A 16368-nucleotide genomic window follows, 5' to 3' on the forward strand; every position below is an offset into this window, starting at 1 on the left:
CACACATTCGTTTTTGATTCTGGCCGAAGGCCGTGGGAGCGAACTTGTTCGCGAAGGCTATGTTGTGGGCGATAAATCATTGGTGAATGTAAGGCCCTCTTCGCGAACAAGTTCGCTCCCACGCCCTGCGGGCAGAAGCCTGAAAGCCTTGTTTCTCGGGCTATTCAGGACCTGTGCACAACGCAAAGCGTGGAGACGAAAGTCGTTGAAGTACACAGGCCTCAGTTACTGGCCTGGCTGTCATCTTTCTTGGCAGGTGCCTTGGCCGAGGCTTTGGTGGCTGCCGGCTTTTTAGCCGCTGCAGTGGTCTTGGCGGGTGCGGCCTTTTTGGCGGTGCTGGCCTTGGCTGGCGCTTTCTTGGCAGTGTCTTTCTTCGCCACGGCGGCTTTCTTGGCAGGTGCGGCAGCAGGTGCTGGCGCGACCGGCTTGACGTCCTGAGTAGCCACCATGGTCGGTGCCACTGGCGGCAGCGCGTATCGGCTCATCAGCGCGCGCATGGTGTCCTGCGGCGTCATGAGGATTTCGACACGGCGATTGAGCGCACGGCCTTGCAGGCTGTCGTTGGCGGCGCGCGGCATCACGGCCCCCATCCCACGCTGGCTCAGGCGATTACGCTCCAGACCACTGAGACGGAAGATCGCAGCAACGGACTGCGCCCGCTCCTGGCTGATCTTCTGGTTGGCTTCGGTAGGACCCGACGTATCTGCATGGCCGAGGATCAGCACTGCTGTCTTCTGATCGCCTTCGACTGCCTTGGCCAGACGGGTGATCGGGCCGAGCGTGTTGGGCAGCAGCATGGCCGGACGGTCCGGGTTGAACGAGCTGTCGACCGGTGCGGTAATCGCCAGCAGGTCTTCGCGACGCTCCAGCTGGAACGGGCTGTCCTTGATTGCGGCGCGCAGGCGCGGCTCATACTCGTCCAGCCAGGCCTGAGTTACTTTCGGATCGGGCATCGGCAGCGCTTTAGGCTCGTCCTTCTTGCCTTCGCTGTTGCCGAACGGCCACCACCATTTGCTGTCGGTTTCCGACTTGGCTAACAGGGCAGGCGCGGCTGGCTTGTCCGCAGGCTTGCTGGCCACAGCATCAGGCTTTGCCTGAGCATTGTCGCTGGAACCAAACGGCCAGTACCAGCGAGTGCCGCCTTCAGCGTCCGCCGCAGGGGTCGGTGCTACAGCGGCCTTGGCCACCGGAGCCGCTGCCTGGCTCGGCGCAGGAGCCTTTTCGGCAGCGCCTGCGTCAGCAGACTCGCTGCCAGAACCGAACTGCCACCAATGGCCTCCGGTTGCAGCAGAGTCGGATTGAGGGGTTTGAGCACAGCCGGTGACGGCGATGCACAGAGCGAGAACGAGGCTTTTATTAGACGACATGGATAACCCGCAACGGTTTTGATCAGACAGAAGGACGTGACTACGCCGGTATAACATGCATAAAGATGCAGTTGGAAAAAGAAACCGTCGTACGGTTCCTATTACAGCCATTTAACTGACAGTCGGTATGAAACAAGTACTTATGGCCGATACTTACTGCAAACACTCACGCAGGATCCCCACCAGTTTCTGAGCGCGTGGATCCATCAGAATGTATGGCCCCAGGGTGTTGGTGACGAAGCCAAAGGCAACCTCGTGATCCGGATCGGCGAAACCTACCGAACCGCCCGCCCCCGGATGGCCAAAGGCCTTGGGCCCCAGTCCGTAAGTCGCGTTGGCGACGCCCGGCTGATCGAGCATGCAGCCCAATCCAAGACGCGTTGAAGTCAGCAGCGTCTTGTCCTGACCGAGGCTGTGTTCACGGGTCAGCTCGTTGAGCGTGTCTGCTTCAAGCAGGCTGCCATCGAGCAAACCGTTATAGAAACCGGCAAGACTGCGCGCATTGCCGTGGCCGTTGGCCGCCGGTTGCTGCATGCGTCGCCATTCCGGCTTGTTGGTACTGGTCATGATCGATGGCGGATTGGTGAATGCCCTGGCGGTGAGGGAGGCTGGCTCGCGCATCGTCGCCTGCAGCACACGCTGAGCAGCAGCGTCGCCGGCATTACCCTTGCCGCGGGCGATATGAGCGACGCGATGAAACTGGTCATCTGCCAGGCCAACGTGAAAATCCAGCCCAAGCGGACGTGAAATCCGCGCGGCAATCGAGTCTCCGGGGTCTCGGCCATCGGCACGACGCAACACCTCGCCCACCAGCCAGCCATAGGTGATTGCCGCATACCCGTGCCCCTGCCCGGGTGTCCACCAAGGCTCTTCAGCTGCCAGGGCGGCGGTCATCGTGTCCCATTGGTAAAGCGCTTCGGCAGGCAATTGTTCGCGCAGTGCGGGCAAACCCGCCTGGTGGCAGAGCAATTGGCGCAGAGTGATCGAGGCTTTGCCCGCCGCGGCGAATTCAGGCCAGAGCCGGGCAACCGGTTCGTCCAGCGTCAACTTGCCTTCTTCGACCAGTTGCAATACCGCTACGCTGGTGAAGGTCTTGGTGCAGGAAAACAGGTTGGCGATGGTATCGGTATGCCAGGCCTCGGCACCGTCCTTGTCGGCAGTACCCGCCCACAGGTCAACCACGGTCTGGCCACCCACCTGGATACATAACGCGGCACCACGTTCCTGAGGGTCGTCAAAAAGCGCCGCAAAGGCTTCACGTACCGCTTCGAACTGAAGTTCGTAATGACCCTGGATCTGCAACGGCTAACTCCTGACTGACTGTACCAAGCCTGATCACAGGCTGAATGGGCGCGTATTGTTCCAGCGATCGGGCGCTTTGGGAACAGACGTGAATCAACCGACAGCGTTGATTCAGGAAATCTCGCGGCGGAACGGTGGCAGCGCATTGAGAATTGCCTTGCCGTAGCGCTGAGTGACGACGCGACGATCCAGCAGCGTAATAGTGCCGCGGTCCTCTTCGGTACGCAGCAACCGGCCACAGGCCTGTACCAGACGCAACGACGCATCGGGCACCGCGATTTCCATGAACGGGTTGCCACCCCGCGCCTCGATCCACTCGGCCAGTGCCGCCTCGACCGGGTCGTCAGGCACTGCGAACGGGATCTTGGCGATGACCACGTGCTCGCAATATGCGCCGGGCAAGTCAACGCCCTCGGCGAAGCTGGCCAGCCCGAACAACACGCTGGACTCGCCGCTGTCGACCCGAGCCTTGTGCTTGTTGAGGGTTTCCTGTTTGGACAGGTTGCCCTGAATGAACACCTGCTTGCGCCAGTCGCGATCCAGGCCGTCGAAGACATCCTGCATCTGCTTGCGCGACGAATACAGCACCAGCGTGCCTCGCGACCCTTCCACCAGACCAGGCAGGTCACGAATGATCGCTGCGGTGTGGGCCACCGAATCACGCGGATCGGCCTTGAGGTCCGGCACGCGCAGCACACCGGCATCGGCGTGATGGAACGGGCTTGGCACCACAGCGGTAACCGCCCCTTTCGGCAGACCGGCACGCATGCGGTAGCGATCGAACTTGCCCAGCGCAGTCAGCGTGGCGGAGGTCACCAGCGCGCCATAGGCGATATTCCACAGATTACGACGCAACATCTCCGCCGCCAGAATCGGGCTGGCGTTGACCTCGATATCGAACAACGCACCGCTGTCAGCCAGGGTCAGCCAGCGTGCCATCGGCGGGCTGTCTTCCGGGTCCTCGGCGGTGAAGGCTGTCCATAATTCCCAGTTGCCATGGGCACGGGCCAGCAGGCTGCCGAATAGCGGATACCATTCCTCGGCCTGATGGCTGGCGATGCCGATGTTGACTTCGCCGTCCATGCCTTCCTTGAGCAGCTCGGTGAGACGGGTGAACAGGTCGTCCAGACGCGCAAAACCCTTCTTGAGCTCGATGCCCATCTCGCGGATATGCTCGGGAATCACGCCGCCGACAAAGCGGTGACGTGGCCGCTCGCGGCCCTGCATGTCTTCACCGGCGCGGAAATCCGCCAGTTGCTCACAGGCACCAAACATGAATTGCTGATGGCCCTTGATCTCGCGGGCCAGTTCCGGCACCTGCTCGATCAGCTTGCCCAGATCGCCAGGCAGTGGATGCTGGGCCAGCAGCTTGGCGAGGTTCTTGGCGGTCTGCTCCAGCCAGTCGGCAGTGGACCGCAGTCGGGTGTAGTGGGCAAAGTGGCCGATTGCCTTGTCCGGCAGGTGGTGGCCTTCGTCGAATACGTACAGTGTGTCACGCGGATCCGGCAGCACCGCACCGCCGCCCAGAGCCAGGTCGGCCAGCACCATATCGTGGTTGGTGACGATCACATCGACCTTACCCATGCCTTCACGCGCCTTATAGAAAGCGCACTGCTGAAAGTTGGGGCAATGCCGGTTGGTGCACTGACTATGATCGGTGGTCAGTCGCGCCCAGTCTTGATCGGCAAGCTCCTGGGGCCAGCTGTCGCGATCACCGTCCCACTTGTTGCCTGCCAGCTTCTGCAACATGCTGGTGAAAAGCTTCTGACTGGCTTCATCGACTTCGATCTTGAAACCTTCTTCCTCGAACAACTGCGCGGTTGCGTTGGTCGCGTCACTTTCCTGCAGCAGCATGTCGAGTTTCGACAGACACATGTAACGCCCGCGCCCCTTGGCCAAGGCAAAAGTAAAATTCAGACCGCTGTTGCGCATCAGATCCGGTAGATCCTTGTAGACGATCTGCTCCTGCAACGCGACGGTCGCGGTGGCGATCACCAATCGCTTGCCTGCTGCCTTGGCGGTGGGGATCGACGCGATGGCGTAAGCCACGGTCTTGCCGGTACCCGTCCCGGCCTCGACGGCCACTACCGCAGGATCGCCCGAACGACGGCCCTCTTCATCGGTGTCAATGTCCCCCAGCACCTTGGCAACTTCCGCGATCATCAATCGCTGGCCATAGCGTGGCTTGAGGCTCTTGGCTTCGAGGAAACGCGAGTAAGCGCCCTGAATCTGGGTTTTGAGTTCGGTACTGATCATTGGCTTCGGTTCGGGGGCACGGCTAAAAAGGCTGGATAAATTTTCAGTAGTTCTAAGTGGGCGCTATCATAGCGCGCTAAATCCTTCCGCGCAGAACGGAGTGTCCGATGACCGCTTTTTCTACTGTCTATACATTGCATCTGCTGGCTGCCCTGTTATGGGTTGGCGGGATGTTCTTCGCCTGGATGGTGTTGCGCCCGGCAGTCATTGCAGCACTTGAAGGCCCTCCTCGCCTGAAAGTGTGGGTCCAGGTGTTTCCGCGCTTCTTCGTCTGGGTCTGGGCAGCGGTGGTGGTGCTGCCGATCACCGGCATCGGCATGGTCCAGCTGAACTTCAGCGGCTTTGAAACCGCGCCGCGCTATGTGCAGATCATGATGGGGCTCTACGTAGTCATGGTTGCGCTGTTTTTGCGTATCCATTCATTACAGTTGCCGGAGTTGCGTCGTGCCGTGGAAGCCGAACAGTGGGCCGAGGGCGCAGCGGCATTGGGCCATATCCGCCGTCTGGTCGGCATCAACCTGATCATTGGCCTGGCCGTGGTCATGCTGGCAGCGGCTCGCCCTGGCATTTGAGGCAAAACGGAACATCGCAGGGCACTGGCGGTGACACCGCGCACAGCTTGCGGGCAGTTTCCTGCCCGATCGGTCATCTTATTTATCTGATATCCAACGCATTCAACACCTTGAAACACTTTGGCATGGGCTGTGCAAACGTTTGCGATCAGCAGTACGCGCCCACGAAAAGGAGCTTCAATGCCACAGCCGCCGTTCACTCGACCCGCAACGCCTTCAAGATTTCTCATGCCTCTGCTGTTCGCCGCCGCTGCGGCGTTGCCATGTACCAGCGTGCTGGCACAGCCCGCCGCTGCCGAAGACTCGGCGCAGGGCGAGGCACTCAGCCCGCCCGCCTCGCCCAAGGAAGGTAAAGGCGCGTATTTTTCAGACTGGTTCAATCAGGACCTGACGCTGATCGGCAGCAAGGACATCAGCTTCGGCCCAAAGCCCAACGACGACATCTATCTGGAGTATGAATACTTCGGCCGCAAGGGGCCGTTCGAACTCTATGGCTATGTCGACGTGCCGAAGATTCTCGGCATCGGCAATGACAACGACAAGGGCGTCTGGGACCACGGCTCACCACTGTTCATGGAGCACGAGCCGCGCATTTCCATCGACTATCTGGCCGGGCGCAGTCTGGCCGTGGGTCCGTTCAAGGAATGGTATGTCGCCTTCGACTGGATCTACGACCACGGCAGTAACTCGGCCAACCGGGCCAACACGCTTTACAGCGGCCTTGGCACTGACATTGATACCCACTCGCGGGTCAATCTGTCGGCCAACTTCTATGGCCGTTATCAATGGGAAAACTACGGGGCCAGCAACGAATACTCGTGGGATGGCTACCGCGCCCAGCTCAAATACATCGTACCGATCAGCACGTTCGACAACGGTGCCTCGCTGACCTACATCGGATTCACCAACTTCGATTTCGGATCAGACCTCAAGAACGATCCGGCACGCACCGGCAACTCAACAGTCGCCACCAACGTGCTGCTCTACGCTTTCACGCATCTGCGTTTCACCCTGGTGGGTCGCTACTTCCACAATGGCGGTAACTGGCAGGACGGCAGCGAGCTGAACTTCGGCGACGGCAATTTCCGCGCGCGCTCTGACGGCTGGGGCTATTACGCAGGCGTGGGCTATCAGTTCTGAACCTGATTATGACGACAGGAGTTTTCATGAAACACATCACTCGCAACACTTTGTGCGCCACGCTGGCATTGCTCAGCCCCGGCATCTGGGCGGCCACCGCGCCGGTTACGCCAGTTACCCCCAAGGTCATGCTGGTCGCCATGTTTGCGCCCGAAGCACAGAACTGGATTGACCGGCTGCACCTGACCAAAGAGATTCAGGTGCCAGGCCTGGCTGCTGAATACCCGGCGATCCGCTGTAACGAGCAGGATGTTTGTCTGATGGTCACCGGCATGGGCCAGACCAATGCTGCCGCCTCGACCCTGGCACTGGCGCTGTCGCCGCAATTCGACCTGCGCAAGACCTATTTCATCGTCGCGGGTATTGCTGGCATCAACCCGCACCACGGTACGCTCGGCACCACCGCGTGGGCGCATTATCTGGTGGAATTCGGTACGCAGTGGGAAATCGATTCCCGCGACGTGCCCAAGGACTGGCCGACCGGTTATCTGGGCATCAACACCAAAGGTCCGAACGAAAAGCCGCCGCTGGATTACAAGACCGAAGTCTTCGAACTCAACCCAAGACTTCAGGCCAAGGCATTTGCCCTGTCTCAAAAAGTGAAGCTCAGCGAGAGCAAGGAATCCGCCGCCTGGCGCGTCAAATACCCTTACGCCCCCGCCAACCAGCCACCGCAGGTCACGCAGTGCGACACGCTGGCTGGCAACACCTGGTTTTCGGGAACGCGCCTGAGTGAACGGGCTGAAGTCTGGACCAGACTGCTGACCGACGGCAAAGGCGTGTATTGCACCACTCAACAGGAGGACAACTCCACTTACGAAGCCCTGTTGCGCGCCAGCAAGGCGGGCAAGGTCGATGTCAACCGGCTGGCCGTGGTGCGCGCAGGTTCCGATTTCGACCGCCCGTATCCGGGTTACAGCGAGGTGGACAACCTGCTCAAATATGCAAATCAGGGTGCATTTGTACCGGCACTGGAAAACCTTTACCGCACCGGTAACCCGCTGGTGCAGGCCATTGTAGGCGACTGGAAAACCTGGGAAAAAGGCGTGCCGCAGTAAACGCGTCACGGTGATGCCTGTCCGGATCATGGCGTTGCGCCTGATCCGGACGGCCTCTCATGGCTTACAACTGTCGGGTTACAGACGCTGCAAAATCAGACTGCCCGCAGGCCCTGCAACACCCGGCAGTCCGGGTTCGCCCGGTCTGCCGGCCTTGCCGCCATCCGCACGGTAGACGATACAACCCTTTGAAGCGCCGCCTTTCCCGGCCTTTCCGCCTTCACCCCCCTTGCCTGCCGCGCCACCTGCGACATTCACCTTGATACGTTCGGCCGGAAAGCTTTGTGGCAGTTCCAGACGCACCTGCGCACCCGCTGCACCGTCGTGACCATTACCACCGCTATCGCCATTGTAACCGCGCCCGGCCTGGCCCCAGGTGCAGCCCGGCTCTTCGCCGGTGCCGCCATCGAGTCCGACATAGCCGGGGCTGCCCGCCCCACCGCGTGCATCAATCGACAGCTCTTCTGCATTGAGACTTTGCAAGCGCAGCGTGAGGTTGCGCCCTGGCAGGGCCGGTTTCTCGAAAGTGCCCGGTGCGCCTCGCGCAGTGATCTGGCTGCCGGTGCCGAATTCACCATGCACCACAACCAGATTGAATGCCTGCACGCCCGGAACGATGGCAATCCGCGCTTCGTGCCCCAGCACCAGCTCGCCGATCTTCACGTCATCGATACCGGCCGGTATCAGCAGAGTGCCGTAGTCGGACACTTCAAGGCGTTCAACTTGCAAGACACTGCTGCTACCGGGCAGGCGCATCAGCGAATGTGGCGCAACGATGATTGCCTGGGCCATGGCCAGGGGGCTGAACAGTGCCGCCAGCAGAACGAGCTTACGCATGAGAGTGCCCCGTAGCCGAACGGCCGATGGATTGAATATGAAAAATGCCGAACAGAATAATTTTGCCCCGATCACGCCAGGGATGCCTGCGTCCGCGCAGGCTGCCATTGAACAGGATCAGTTCGAGCAAGTGAGTCAATAGCAGTACGGCACCCGCCATATCGACCATCACGCCAAACGGGCTGGGCGCTTCAATGACCGCATTGGCCAGCACTACCAGCCAGAAGCCCAGCATCAAGATTTTTCCCAGCCCCCAAAAAAGCTTCATTATCTGCCCCCTGTGATGATCCTTTACGAACGCGAAGTCTTTTGCACGCTTTTCGTTGCCGCACAGTAGACGTGCTGTTCAGCGAATATGCCAGCAGTGTATTGAAAAAGATCAAGCATAGATCGTTGTCGCGCGTCTGTGCGCGTTCGCCCTGATACTCGCGGCTGTTCAGAGCTGGTCCGGCAAGCTAGTCTTGTCAGTCAACCAGAGGACTTTCGATGACCGTCGGCTATTCAAACCGCACGCCCCAGCAGGCGCTGGCTGCCCTGCTCGACCGTTACGCTCCCGAGCGCCTGCTGTTGATCGGCGCTCAGGCGTTCCCTGCGTTGCAAGCCTTTCAGGAAGCACACCCGCAGACCGAGGTGGCGCTGGCCGAGCCGGGCGCGCTGCCCGCGCATCTGGCGGCGCAGCGTTTCGATCTGGCGCTGGTGGTCGACTGCCTGGAGCACATCCCCAAGCGTACCGGCCTGGAACTGCTGGGCGGCATCCGCAACCTCAACGCCAGCCGCATTGCGGTACTGGCCGACCTGCAGGCTTGTGGCTGGCAGGAGACCGATTTTTTCTCGCTGGCCCTGCAATCCAGCGAACGCTTCGCGCGCGACGAGCAGGTGTTGAATCTGTTTACCTACGACCTGCGCGAATATAAGCAGGTGCCCGACTGGCTGAACGCAAAGTACTGGGCCAACCCGGAGAATTTTGGAAAGTATTGGTGGTGACCTATGAGTAGTGCTATATGCCCGTGCGGTAGCGGCGATCTGTTGCTGGCCTGCTGCGGTCGCTATCACGCAGGTCAACCTGCGCCCTGCGCGGAAAAGCTGATGCGCTCGCGCTACAGCGCTTACGTGCTGGGGCTGACCGACTATCTGGTACAGACTACATTGCCGGTGCAGCAGAGCGGGCTGAACCGCGAGGCCATCGCCCAGTGGAGTGCGCAGAGTACCTGGTTGGGGCTTGAGGTAGAAAGCTCGGAGGTGTTTGGCGGTAAGCCCGAACATGCGTTTGTGACCTTCACTGCACGCTGGCACGATGGCCATGGGGAACACAGCCACAAGGAGCGCTCGTCGTTCGTGCAGAATCAGGGTTGCTGGTATTTCATCGATTCCACCGTGCCGTTGAAGGCTGGCCGCAATGACGCCTGTCCGTGTGGCAGCGAGCAGAAATTCAAGAAATGTTGCTCGGCTTATGTGGACTGAGTTGCGGCTCTTTGCCTGAGCGGGATCATGCATGCGCGTTTGACTCGGGTCGGCTTTTCGCCCCTCGGCGAGTTACTTTGAAGGACCAAAGTAACCAAAGCCCCTGGCTCCGTTTCCGGCCCGACTTCGTCGGGTTCCTTCGTCCTGACGCTGATCCGCGGGTCGCCGCACCGGGCCATCCATGGCCCGGTGCGGCTAGCTTGGCGTCCTGCCAGGCTACCCCCGGATCAGCGCCAGGACTCAGCCGTTACTTACGTCGTATTCTGCGTTGCAGTGCCATCGCGGTCGAAAAGCACTTTAGAGCAGTGTGGTTAAAGGCACGGGGCGAAAGCTTATGACTATCGTGCCGACGCTCCGCGTCGGCATGCAGTTCGTGACGCTCTGCGTCACACGGCGGGCCCGTTCGCCTTAAAACTCCAATTGCGCCGAGAACGCGACGGTACGTGGGTCGCCCAGGTAGCTGCTGTTGAGCCAGTATTCCTTGTTGGCCAGGTTGCTGACGTTGACCCGCAAGGTCAGGTCGTTTTCCGAGACGCGCATGCGATAGCGCGCTCCGGCATCGAAGGTGGTGAAGGACGGCAGGTCGTTTTCATTGCTCTGATCGGTGTATTGCTTGCCGGTATAGAACGCGCCGCCGGTCACTGCCAGTCCCGGTACCGGGTTGATGTCGTATTCGGCGTAGACCTTGGCCAGTTGCTTGGCGACGTTGGTCGGCGCATTGCCTTCATCTGCGGCAACCCCGGTTTTCTTGATCTTCGGGTCCAGTAAGGTAAAACCGCCAACCAGTGTCAGCTCCGGGATGACTTTGCCGGTCACACTGAACTCCAGGCCGTTGTTTTCCTGACGCCCGTCCACTACATAGATGTTCGAAGCAGTGGTGTAACCGTTTGGCTTCTCGATATTGAACAGCGCCAGAGTAAACAGGGTTTCGCCCAGCGTCGCCTTGGCACCGATTTCATATTGCTCGCTGATTTCCGGTGCGAACGCCTGACCGGCATTGGCGGTGCCACTTGGTGCTACCCCCCCGGATTGCAGACCTTCTATATAAGTCGCATACGTGGTCAGCCACGGCACAGGTTTGTAGACCAGCGAGATGTTTGGCGAGGTCTTGCTCTCGTTGTATTTGGTCTCGGTTTCCGCTGAACCGAACGCTTTGGCATAGACAAACTCGTTGGCGTAAGTCTTGATCTGCGTGTTGGTCACACCCAGAATCGCCGACCACTGTTCGTTGAAGGTGATGACATCGCCGATCAGGAAATTATTGCTTTCCGAGCTATTGGCCAGACGCTGATCGCCATGACCGATGGAGTAAGCCGGTTTGCCGACCTGAGGCGTCTGGTCGAGCGGGATTGTGCCCACCGGGGAGGTGTATTGCGGGCCGGGCTGAGTGGGCGTGTAAGGGATGTGATCCTCGTACTGTTTCTGACGGGAAGTATTGCCCTGATAACCCATTGTGACTTTATGGCCCAAAAAGCCGGTATTGAATGCGGCGTCCAGAAACAGCGAGCCGGTCTTTTCTTCGGTTTCAATCGGGGCGAAGGCATACAGCGGCTGCGAGTACAGGCCCGCGTTGTAGACCGTCGGCCCGGTGTAGGTGTTTTCAGAGGTGTACTGCTGGGCGGCGAAGGCAGCGCGCAAGGTGAACGTATCGTTCAGACGCCATTTGGCACGCACGCCTGCCTTGTCGGATTCATAATCGGAAAACGACCACTTCTGGCTGTAAAGTTTGTCGTTGTCCAGCGAAGCGGCGCTGGGGCGCAGCGACTGGTCACCGAAATACCAGTAGCTGGTCAGGCCGCGGATTTCGGTCTTCTTGTGTGAAGCGTCGAACTGCACCAGCAGGTCATCGGAGACGTTCCAGTCCAGCGCCAGGGTAATCATCTCGCGACGGCGCTTGTTCATGTCGACGGCGGTTTCGCCATCCTGAGTCAGCACATTGAGGCGATAGGCAAACTTGCCTTCGCTGTCGATCGGGCCGCCGAAGTCGCCATGCAGGTAGTAGTTATCGCCACCGGCATTGCCCAGCGTCACGCTGTTGTAACGCTCGTAGGTCGGGCGCTTGAGCACATAGTTGACCAGCCCGCCCGGCGAGGCCGGGCCGTAAAGGAAGCCGGTCAGGCCGGTGATGACTTCCAGTTGCTCCATCTCTTCCAGGTAGTTGCTGCCATCGGCACCGTTGGTGAAGCGCAGGCCGTCATTGGCGATGTTCAGGCTGCCCGCGCTGCTGAAACCACGGATGTTGACGGCACTGGCATACCCGGCACTGGTCGGCGAGTACATCTGGGTGAACGGGTTGTGCTTGATGACATCGTCCAGCGAGGTAGCCTGAATGTTTTTCAACAGGGCCTGCGGCGTCACGCTGATGGAATAAGGCGCGTCCTGCAGTTTCATACCGCCCAGCGCACCGACGCTGCTGACGTTTTCGCTGCGATAACCTGCTGCTTCCGAACCTTCGGCGGGCGCGCTGTTGGCGTTGATGTTTACGTCCGACAGGTTCAAGGCGTTCTCTTCCATGACCATCAGGGTGTAAGTCCCGGCGCTGCTTTGCACCAGTTGCAAGCCGCTGCCACGCAGGGCCTCGCGCAAGGCGGTGGCGGCGTCGAAATTGCCCTTCACCGCCGGGCTTGTTTTGCCGGCGACCAGTGCCGGATCGAGACTCAACGCCAGACCGCCCTGACTGGAAATCTGATTCAGCGTGGTCGCCAGAGGTGCTGCGGGCAAATCATAGGCAACAACGCCCACCTGCTGCGCCGCCATCAAGAGCGGGCTGGCCAGAGGCGTACAAATGGCAATCGCCACGGCCAACAGACTGGGGCGCAGAAGGGTGTCTAACGAACGGGACATCGGGCAACTCCTGGTGGAATACTTCTCAATGCCTGTTAGCCGAGCGAAAGTTCGAAAGTGACAGAGCTGATTGAAAATAATTCCGTTTCAGGATTCAGATGGCTCGCAGCATTACTCCGGGATGATCTTCAGGTGAGAGGTATCGGGTGCAGACTGCGGCTCGGGCTTTTCGGCCTGCCCCATGTCGCTGCCGACCGGTGCCAGGCTCAGTCGTGAAAGATCCAGCAGCGGCGCCGCAGGCCGAGGCTTGGCGGGTAGGAGGTCGGCACCTGCTTCTGCTACCGAATACTCCGGCGCATCCACGTTCTCAAAGGCCGCCATATAAGCATCACGCGGTTTGATCTGCAGGCGCCCCGGGCTGACCGAAGGTTTGCGCAACCAGGTTGGCGCGTCTGGCGGCGGAGCCAGTTCGACCTCCTCCATGGGCGGCGTGTTCATCTCCAGTACCTGAACCAGTGCGCCTGCTCGCTCCAGCGTGGCGCGGTACTTCTCGGCGGTCGCCGCATCGAGATTGTTTTTCAGAACCAGTCGGCGTCCCGAAAAAAGAAGCTCCAGACGCTCTGCATCGGCATTGAACAGCTTGCCAAGGTTAGCCCTTACCTTCTCGGGTTGCGCCCCGGCGACCAGTTCGGCGCTGAAGACAATTTCGTAGAGATTCATGGAGAAAGACACCGATAAGCACGTCAGTAAAAGTAGGGCGCTGCATCAGACAGCGCAACAAGCGCGTTACCCTTGAACGCCGAGTTGGTAGACTCAGGCGTCAAACGGAGCACATCCATGTCTTTTCAGGCGCACATTACAAGAATCATAAGCCTTGCGTTGGTCATGTTCGGGCTGAGCGGCTGCTCGTTACTGAGCTTTGACAGCGCTCAGGATCCGGAAGTGCATTTGCTGAAAGTCCAGGTGGTCAAAGCCAGGTTGACCCAGCAGGATTTCAAGCTGTATTTCGAGGTCGACAACCCCAACGACTCGGACCTGTTCGTGCGTGGCCTGAATTACAAGATCACGCTCAACGACGTCGTCCTGGCTGACGATAAGTTCAGCGACTGGTTTTTCGTCGACGCTCATAGCCGCAGAACCTTTGTGGTGCCGATTCGTACCAACCTCTGGCGCCACGCGAAATACATTGCCCAGTTGCTGAAAAAACCTGATGAGCTGATCCATTACCGGCTCGAAGGCAAACTCAAGACTGGCATGGTGTTCAGGCACACCGTACGGATTGGCAAAACCGGCGATGTGGCACCGGAAGAATTGATTCAACGTAAATGATCACGCGGCTTATCCACCCAGTTTGCCCTTGATCAACTCCAGCAGAAACTTCCAGATATCCGCTGCCCACAACGCCCGATTGATTGCGCTGATCAGCGCGCCCCCGAATGAGCCCAGCAAAAAGCCCACGCCCGTGGTGTTGCGAGGATCCGCCACCCCAAGGTAATCACTGGCAATACCGGTGAGGAACACGGCACAGGCCACGCCAGTGATCAGGAAAACCAGCCAGGCACGCCAGTCGAGCAGTCCTGCCTTGTGCCACCAGCCAGAGATGATCGCGCCAACCAGACCGGCTACCAGCCATTCGCCTCTGTCTGCCAAACCATTCAAGATTTCCATAGGATCTGACTCCGTTCAAGAGATACAGCCATTCACGAACACAGAAAATTCAGACATTGAGAGCCTGCCACTGCGGTGGCAGGGAACTGATCGATGAGGGTCATCCGGTTTGACGCCCAGGCCCGCCCTGCCTTGATCGCGTCCTTGCGCGGTTCATGAATCGACGCAGCGGTGGTATGTGAAGCTAAAAACAAATAATTTTAAGCATGCTTAAATTTAAATTCGAACGCTTGCCATGAATATCTCAGGTGATCGCGCAACGATCGGGACGCCGTATCAATTATCGATATAGCGTTGCCATCCGATTTTTACCGACCCGTCAGGCTGGCGGTTGACCTCAATACCCTCGGTTTCTTCGATTTCCTGAAGCACCACGTTCCAGCTGTCCAGAGGCTCATCGTCGCGTCGGGCAACGATTACCCACTGGATCTTTTGCACATTGGGTGCGGCTACCAGGCGCTGAATGCGCTTGCCGATCTGTTCATAAGACGACGCGCCTGTCGGCCCGTTACCCTTGCCGGCCATCACAGCCTCCCGAGCATTACTGTATATAAACACAGTATTCCAGCTGTAAGACCTGCGCAAGCACTTCGTAGGACGCTTCCTCTTTACATCTCCACCGAAAATACCCGAAAGCCTTGTGCAGCAAGGCTCACAGCTTGCCGGTCATTCGCACAGCAACTCCGATGATGCGACAGTCGGCACCGCATTCGATCATTTTGTACTCCGGATTCAGTGGCTTCAGATAGCGTATGCCGCCATCCTCGACCAGCTTCTTGAAAGTCGCCTCGTTACTGGCCGGTAGCTTGGCGATAACGAGCCTGCCGGGCTGCACGTCGGCCTCCGTATCAACCAGAATCATCATCCCTTCCGGCACGCTGACGCCGGTAGGGGCCGTCATCGAATCGCCCTTGACCTCCAGCCAGAACGCCGGGCCCTTGGAGTCGTAATCGGAAATCTCATAGCGATCTGAGAAACCGTCAGGATAAGGCTCGACGGCCTCTTCCCAGGAGCCTGCCGACACCCAGCTGATTACCGGATAGCGGAACGACATGTTCGGCTGATCGATCAGTGCAACATTGGCGTCGAAGGCATGCTCCTTCTCGGGTCCTTCACCAATTGCCAGCCATTCGGCACGAAAGCCCGTGGCGCGAGCCAATGCGTACAGGTTTTCCGGCCGCAGGCTTTTGCTCTCACCGCTGATCCATTGAGTGACAGCCGAATTGGCAACACCGCACTGCGCGGCAATTTCACCCTTTTTCATGCCACTGGCGGCAATTGCCCTGGCGATACGTTCCTGGCGGGTCATAGGCTTGGCTCTGCGCACGAAAACAAAAGGGCGATGAAACACCCGTCGAAAAAGTAAGCATACTTAAAAAAAACCACGAGCGAACTGTTATATGCCGATACTGCTTCATCCTGATTTGCGGGATAATGCGCGCCAGATTTAATTGCGGAGTAAACCCGATGAACCAGCAAGCCCATGTTCATGGCCCCGATTGCAACCACGACCATGACCACAATCATCACGACCACCAGCATGGCCATGTGCACGGTCCGAACTGCGGGCATGCCCACCAGGAACCGGTGCGCAACACCCTGAAAGATGTAGGTCGCAACGATCCTTGCCCGTGCGGTAGCGACAAGAAATTCAAGAAGTGCCACGGCGCGTAAAGCCTGTGCGTTCTACAGACGGTCTGCCTTGCAGGCCGTTTTCATTTGAGCATGCTGCACGCTTTCAAGGGACGGTCGGAGGCAAATGGCCCCGGCTGCGATGTAACGCCAAGCGCCACCTGCTGCGAGGTTACACCTATAAGGAGCGAACGGCGTCTGGCCAGCTCTGCAAAATCCTGAAATAAACTCGCCCTCCCCGCTTGCGCGATGACTGCCTGCTCTCTAACGTAGCGACTTTTGTACGTTACC

17 protein-coding genes are annotated in these 16368 nt (G+C 59.0%); 7 read left to right on the forward strand and 10 right to left on the reverse strand.

The window, feature by feature from the left end; translation table 11 throughout:
- Positions 1-221: 221 nt before the first annotated feature.
- The 3 genes from MME58_RS19750 to dinG all read right to left on the reverse strand — a co-directional run bounded on the left by MME58_RS19750 (position 222) and on the right by dinG (position 4925).
- A complete protein-coding gene (locus MME58_RS19750) occupies positions 222-1367 on the reverse strand; it encodes an OmpA family protein (protein ID WP_054984343.1) in 1146 nt (381 codons plus the stop codon).
- Positions 1368-1520: 153 nt separating this feature from the next.
- Positions 1521-2669, reverse strand: a complete 1149-nt coding sequence (locus MME58_RS19755) for a serine hydrolase domain-containing protein (protein ID WP_054984344.1) — start codon at positions 2667-2669, stop codon at positions 1521-1523.
- Between the two features lie 111 nt (positions 2670-2780).
- A complete protein-coding gene (gene dinG, locus MME58_RS19760; protein WP_054984345.1) occupies positions 2781-4925 on the reverse strand; it encodes an ATP-dependent DNA helicase DinG in 2145 nt (714 codons plus the stop codon).
- 107 nt (positions 4926-5032) lie between these two features.
- Here dinG and MME58_RS19765 point away from each other — a divergent pair, with 107 nt between their 5' ends.
- The 3 genes from MME58_RS19765 (at position 5033) to MME58_RS19775 (ending at position 7695) form a co-directional block, all read left to right on the forward strand.
- On the forward strand, positions 5033-5497 hold the full coding sequence (locus tag MME58_RS19765; RefSeq protein WP_054984346.1) for a CopD family protein: 465 nt from the start codon (positions 5033-5035) through the stop codon (positions 5495-5497).
- A gap of 180 nt (positions 5498-5677) precedes the next feature.
- Positions 5678-6637, forward strand: coding sequence for a nucleoside-specific channel-forming protein Tsx (locus MME58_RS19770; protein ID WP_055005105.1), 960 nt, complete (start codon positions 5678-5680; stop codon positions 6635-6637).
- A gap of 26 nt (positions 6638-6663) precedes the next feature.
- Positions 6664-7695, forward strand: a complete 1032-nt coding sequence (locus MME58_RS19775) for a purine-nucleoside phosphorylase (protein WP_055005106.1) — start codon at positions 6664-6666, stop codon at positions 7693-7695.
- 78 nt (positions 7696-7773) lie between these two features.
- Here the strand turns inward: MME58_RS19775 and MME58_RS19780 are convergent, their stop codons facing one another.
- Positions 7774-8532, reverse strand: a complete 759-nt coding sequence (locus tag MME58_RS19780; RefSeq protein ID WP_054984349.1) for a hypothetical protein — start codon at positions 8530-8532, stop codon at positions 7774-7776.
- Positions 8525-8800, reverse strand: coding sequence for a DUF1145 domain-containing protein (locus MME58_RS19785; protein WP_054984350.1), 276 nt, complete (start codon positions 8798-8800; stop codon positions 8525-8527). Before MME58_RS19785 ends, MME58_RS19780 begins: the two co-directional genes overlap by 8 nt.
- 218 nt (positions 8801-9018) lie before the next feature.
- Between MME58_RS19785 and MME58_RS19790 the strand changes: the two genes are divergently transcribed.
- Positions 9019-9516: a DUF6231 family protein gene (locus MME58_RS19790; RefSeq protein ID WP_054984351.1), complete on the forward strand. Its 498-nt coding sequence runs from the start codon at positions 9019-9021 to the stop codon at positions 9514-9516.
- Positions 9517-9519: 3 nt separating this feature from the next.
- Complete coding sequence (locus tag MME58_RS19795; RefSeq protein ID WP_054984352.1) at positions 9520-9993, forward strand: YchJ family protein; 474 nt, start codon at positions 9520-9522, stop codon at positions 9991-9993.
- 408 nt (positions 9994-10401) lie between these two features.
- Here MME58_RS19795 and MME58_RS19800 read toward each other — a convergent pair whose 3' ends face one another.
- Entirely contained in the window at positions 10402-12837 is a 2436-nt protein-coding gene (locus tag MME58_RS19800; RefSeq protein WP_054987230.1) for a TonB-dependent receptor, read from the reverse strand.
- A 111-nt stretch (positions 12838-12948) separates the two neighbouring features.
- On the reverse strand, positions 12949-13497 hold the full coding sequence (locus MME58_RS19805) for a hypothetical protein (RefSeq protein WP_054987229.1): 549 nt from the start codon (positions 13495-13497) through the stop codon (positions 12949-12951).
- Positions 13498-13614: 117 nt separating this feature from the next.
- Between MME58_RS19805 and MME58_RS19810 the strand changes: the two genes are divergently transcribed.
- Positions 13615-14106, forward strand: a complete 492-nt coding sequence (locus MME58_RS19810; protein ID WP_054987228.1) for an LEA/WHy family protein — start codon at positions 13615-13617, stop codon at positions 14104-14106.
- Between the two features lie 9 nt (positions 14107-14115).
- Here the strand turns inward: MME58_RS19810 and MME58_RS19815 are convergent, their stop codons facing one another.
- The 3 genes from MME58_RS19815 to MME58_RS19825 all read right to left on the reverse strand — a co-directional run bounded on the left by MME58_RS19815 (position 14116) and on the right by MME58_RS19825 (position 15754).
- Positions 14116-14445, reverse strand: a complete 330-nt coding sequence (locus tag MME58_RS19815) for a hypothetical protein (protein WP_054987227.1) — start codon at positions 14443-14445, stop codon at positions 14116-14118.
- Between the two features lie 276 nt (positions 14446-14721).
- The gene (locus MME58_RS19820) at positions 14722-14970 is read right to left on the reverse strand and encodes a DUF1654 domain-containing protein (RefSeq protein WP_054987226.1); all 249 of its coding nucleotides are present in this window, start codon (positions 14968-14970) and stop codon (positions 14722-14724) included.
- 127 nt (positions 14971-15097) lie between these two features.
- Positions 15098-15754: a LexA family protein gene (locus MME58_RS19825; RefSeq protein ID WP_054987225.1), complete on the reverse strand. Its 657-nt coding sequence runs from the start codon at positions 15752-15754 to the stop codon at positions 15098-15100.
- Between the two features lie 158 nt (positions 15755-15912).
- On the opposite strand from MME58_RS19825, the gene MME58_RS19830 reads away from it, so the two are divergent.
- Positions 15913-16119 carry an SEC-C metal-binding domain-containing protein gene (locus MME58_RS19830; protein WP_082427514.1) on the forward strand — a complete coding sequence of 69 codons (207 nt, stop codon included), beginning with the start codon at positions 15913-15915 and terminating at the stop codon, positions 16117-16119.
- Positions 16120-16368 lie beyond the last annotated feature (249 nt).

Origin of the sequence: Pseudomonas syringae pv. tagetis (genome assembly GCF_022557255.1) — a bacterium.
In the GTDB taxonomy this organism is placed as follows: Bacteria; Pseudomonadota; Gammaproteobacteria; order Pseudomonadales; family Pseudomonadaceae; genus Aquipseudomonas; species Aquipseudomonas caricapapayae.

Coding starts and splice junctions, on each gene's coding strand:
- dinG (WP_054984345.1), bottom strand. CDS start 4,925: ATGATCAGTACCGAACTCAAAACCCAGATTCAGGGCGCTTACTCGCGT.
- MME58_RS19765 (WP_054984346.1), top strand. CDS start 5,033: ATGACCGCTTTTTCTACTGTCTATACATTGCATCTGCTGGCTGCCCTG.
- MME58_RS19825 (WP_054987225.1), bottom strand. CDS start 15,754: ATGACCCGCCAGGAACGTATCGCCAGGGCAATTGCCGCCAGTGGCATG.
- MME58_RS19770 (WP_055005105.1), top strand. CDS start 5,678: ATGCCACAGCCGCCGTTCACTCGACCCGCAACGCCTTCAAGATTTCTC.
- MME58_RS19780 (WP_054984349.1), bottom strand. CDS start 8,532: ATGCGTAAGCTCGTTCTGCTGGCGGCACTGTTCAGCCCCCTGGCCATG.
- MME58_RS19800 (WP_054987230.1), bottom strand. CDS start 12,837: ATGTCCCGTTCGTTAGACACCCTTCTGCGCCCCAGTCTGTTGGCCGTG.
- MME58_RS19815 (WP_054987227.1), bottom strand. CDS start 14,445: ATGGAAATCTTGAATGGTTTGGCAGACAGAGGCGAATGGCTGGTAGCC.
- MME58_RS19805 (WP_054987229.1), bottom strand. CDS start 13,497: ATGAATCTCTACGAAATTGTCTTCAGCGCCGAACTGGTCGCCGGGGCG.
- MME58_RS19790 (WP_054984351.1), top strand. CDS start 9,019: ATGACCGTCGGCTATTCAAACCGCACGCCCCAGCAGGCGCTGGCTGCC.
- MME58_RS19785 (WP_054984350.1), bottom strand. CDS start 8,800: ATGAAGCTTTTTTGGGGGCTGGGAAAAATCTTGATGCTGGGCTTCTGG.
- MME58_RS19820 (WP_054987226.1), bottom strand. CDS start 14,970: ATGGCCGGCAAGGGTAACGGGCCGACAGGCGCGTCGTCTTATGAACAG.
- MME58_RS19795 (WP_054984352.1), top strand. CDS start 9,520: ATGAGTAGTGCTATATGCCCGTGCGGTAGCGGCGATCTGTTGCTGGCC.
- MME58_RS19830 (WP_082427514.1), top strand. CDS start 15,913: ATGAACCAGCAAGCCCATGTTCATGGCCCCGATTGCAACCACGACCAT.
- MME58_RS19750 (WP_054984343.1), bottom strand. CDS start 1,367: ATGTCGTCTAATAAAAGCCTCGTTCTCGCTCTGTGCATCGCCGTCACC.
- MME58_RS19810 (WP_054987228.1), top strand. CDS start 13,615: ATGTCTTTTCAGGCGCACATTACAAGAATCATAAGCCTTGCGTTGGTC.
- MME58_RS19775 (WP_055005106.1), top strand. CDS start 6,664: ATGAAACACATCACTCGCAACACTTTGTGCGCCACGCTGGCATTGCTC.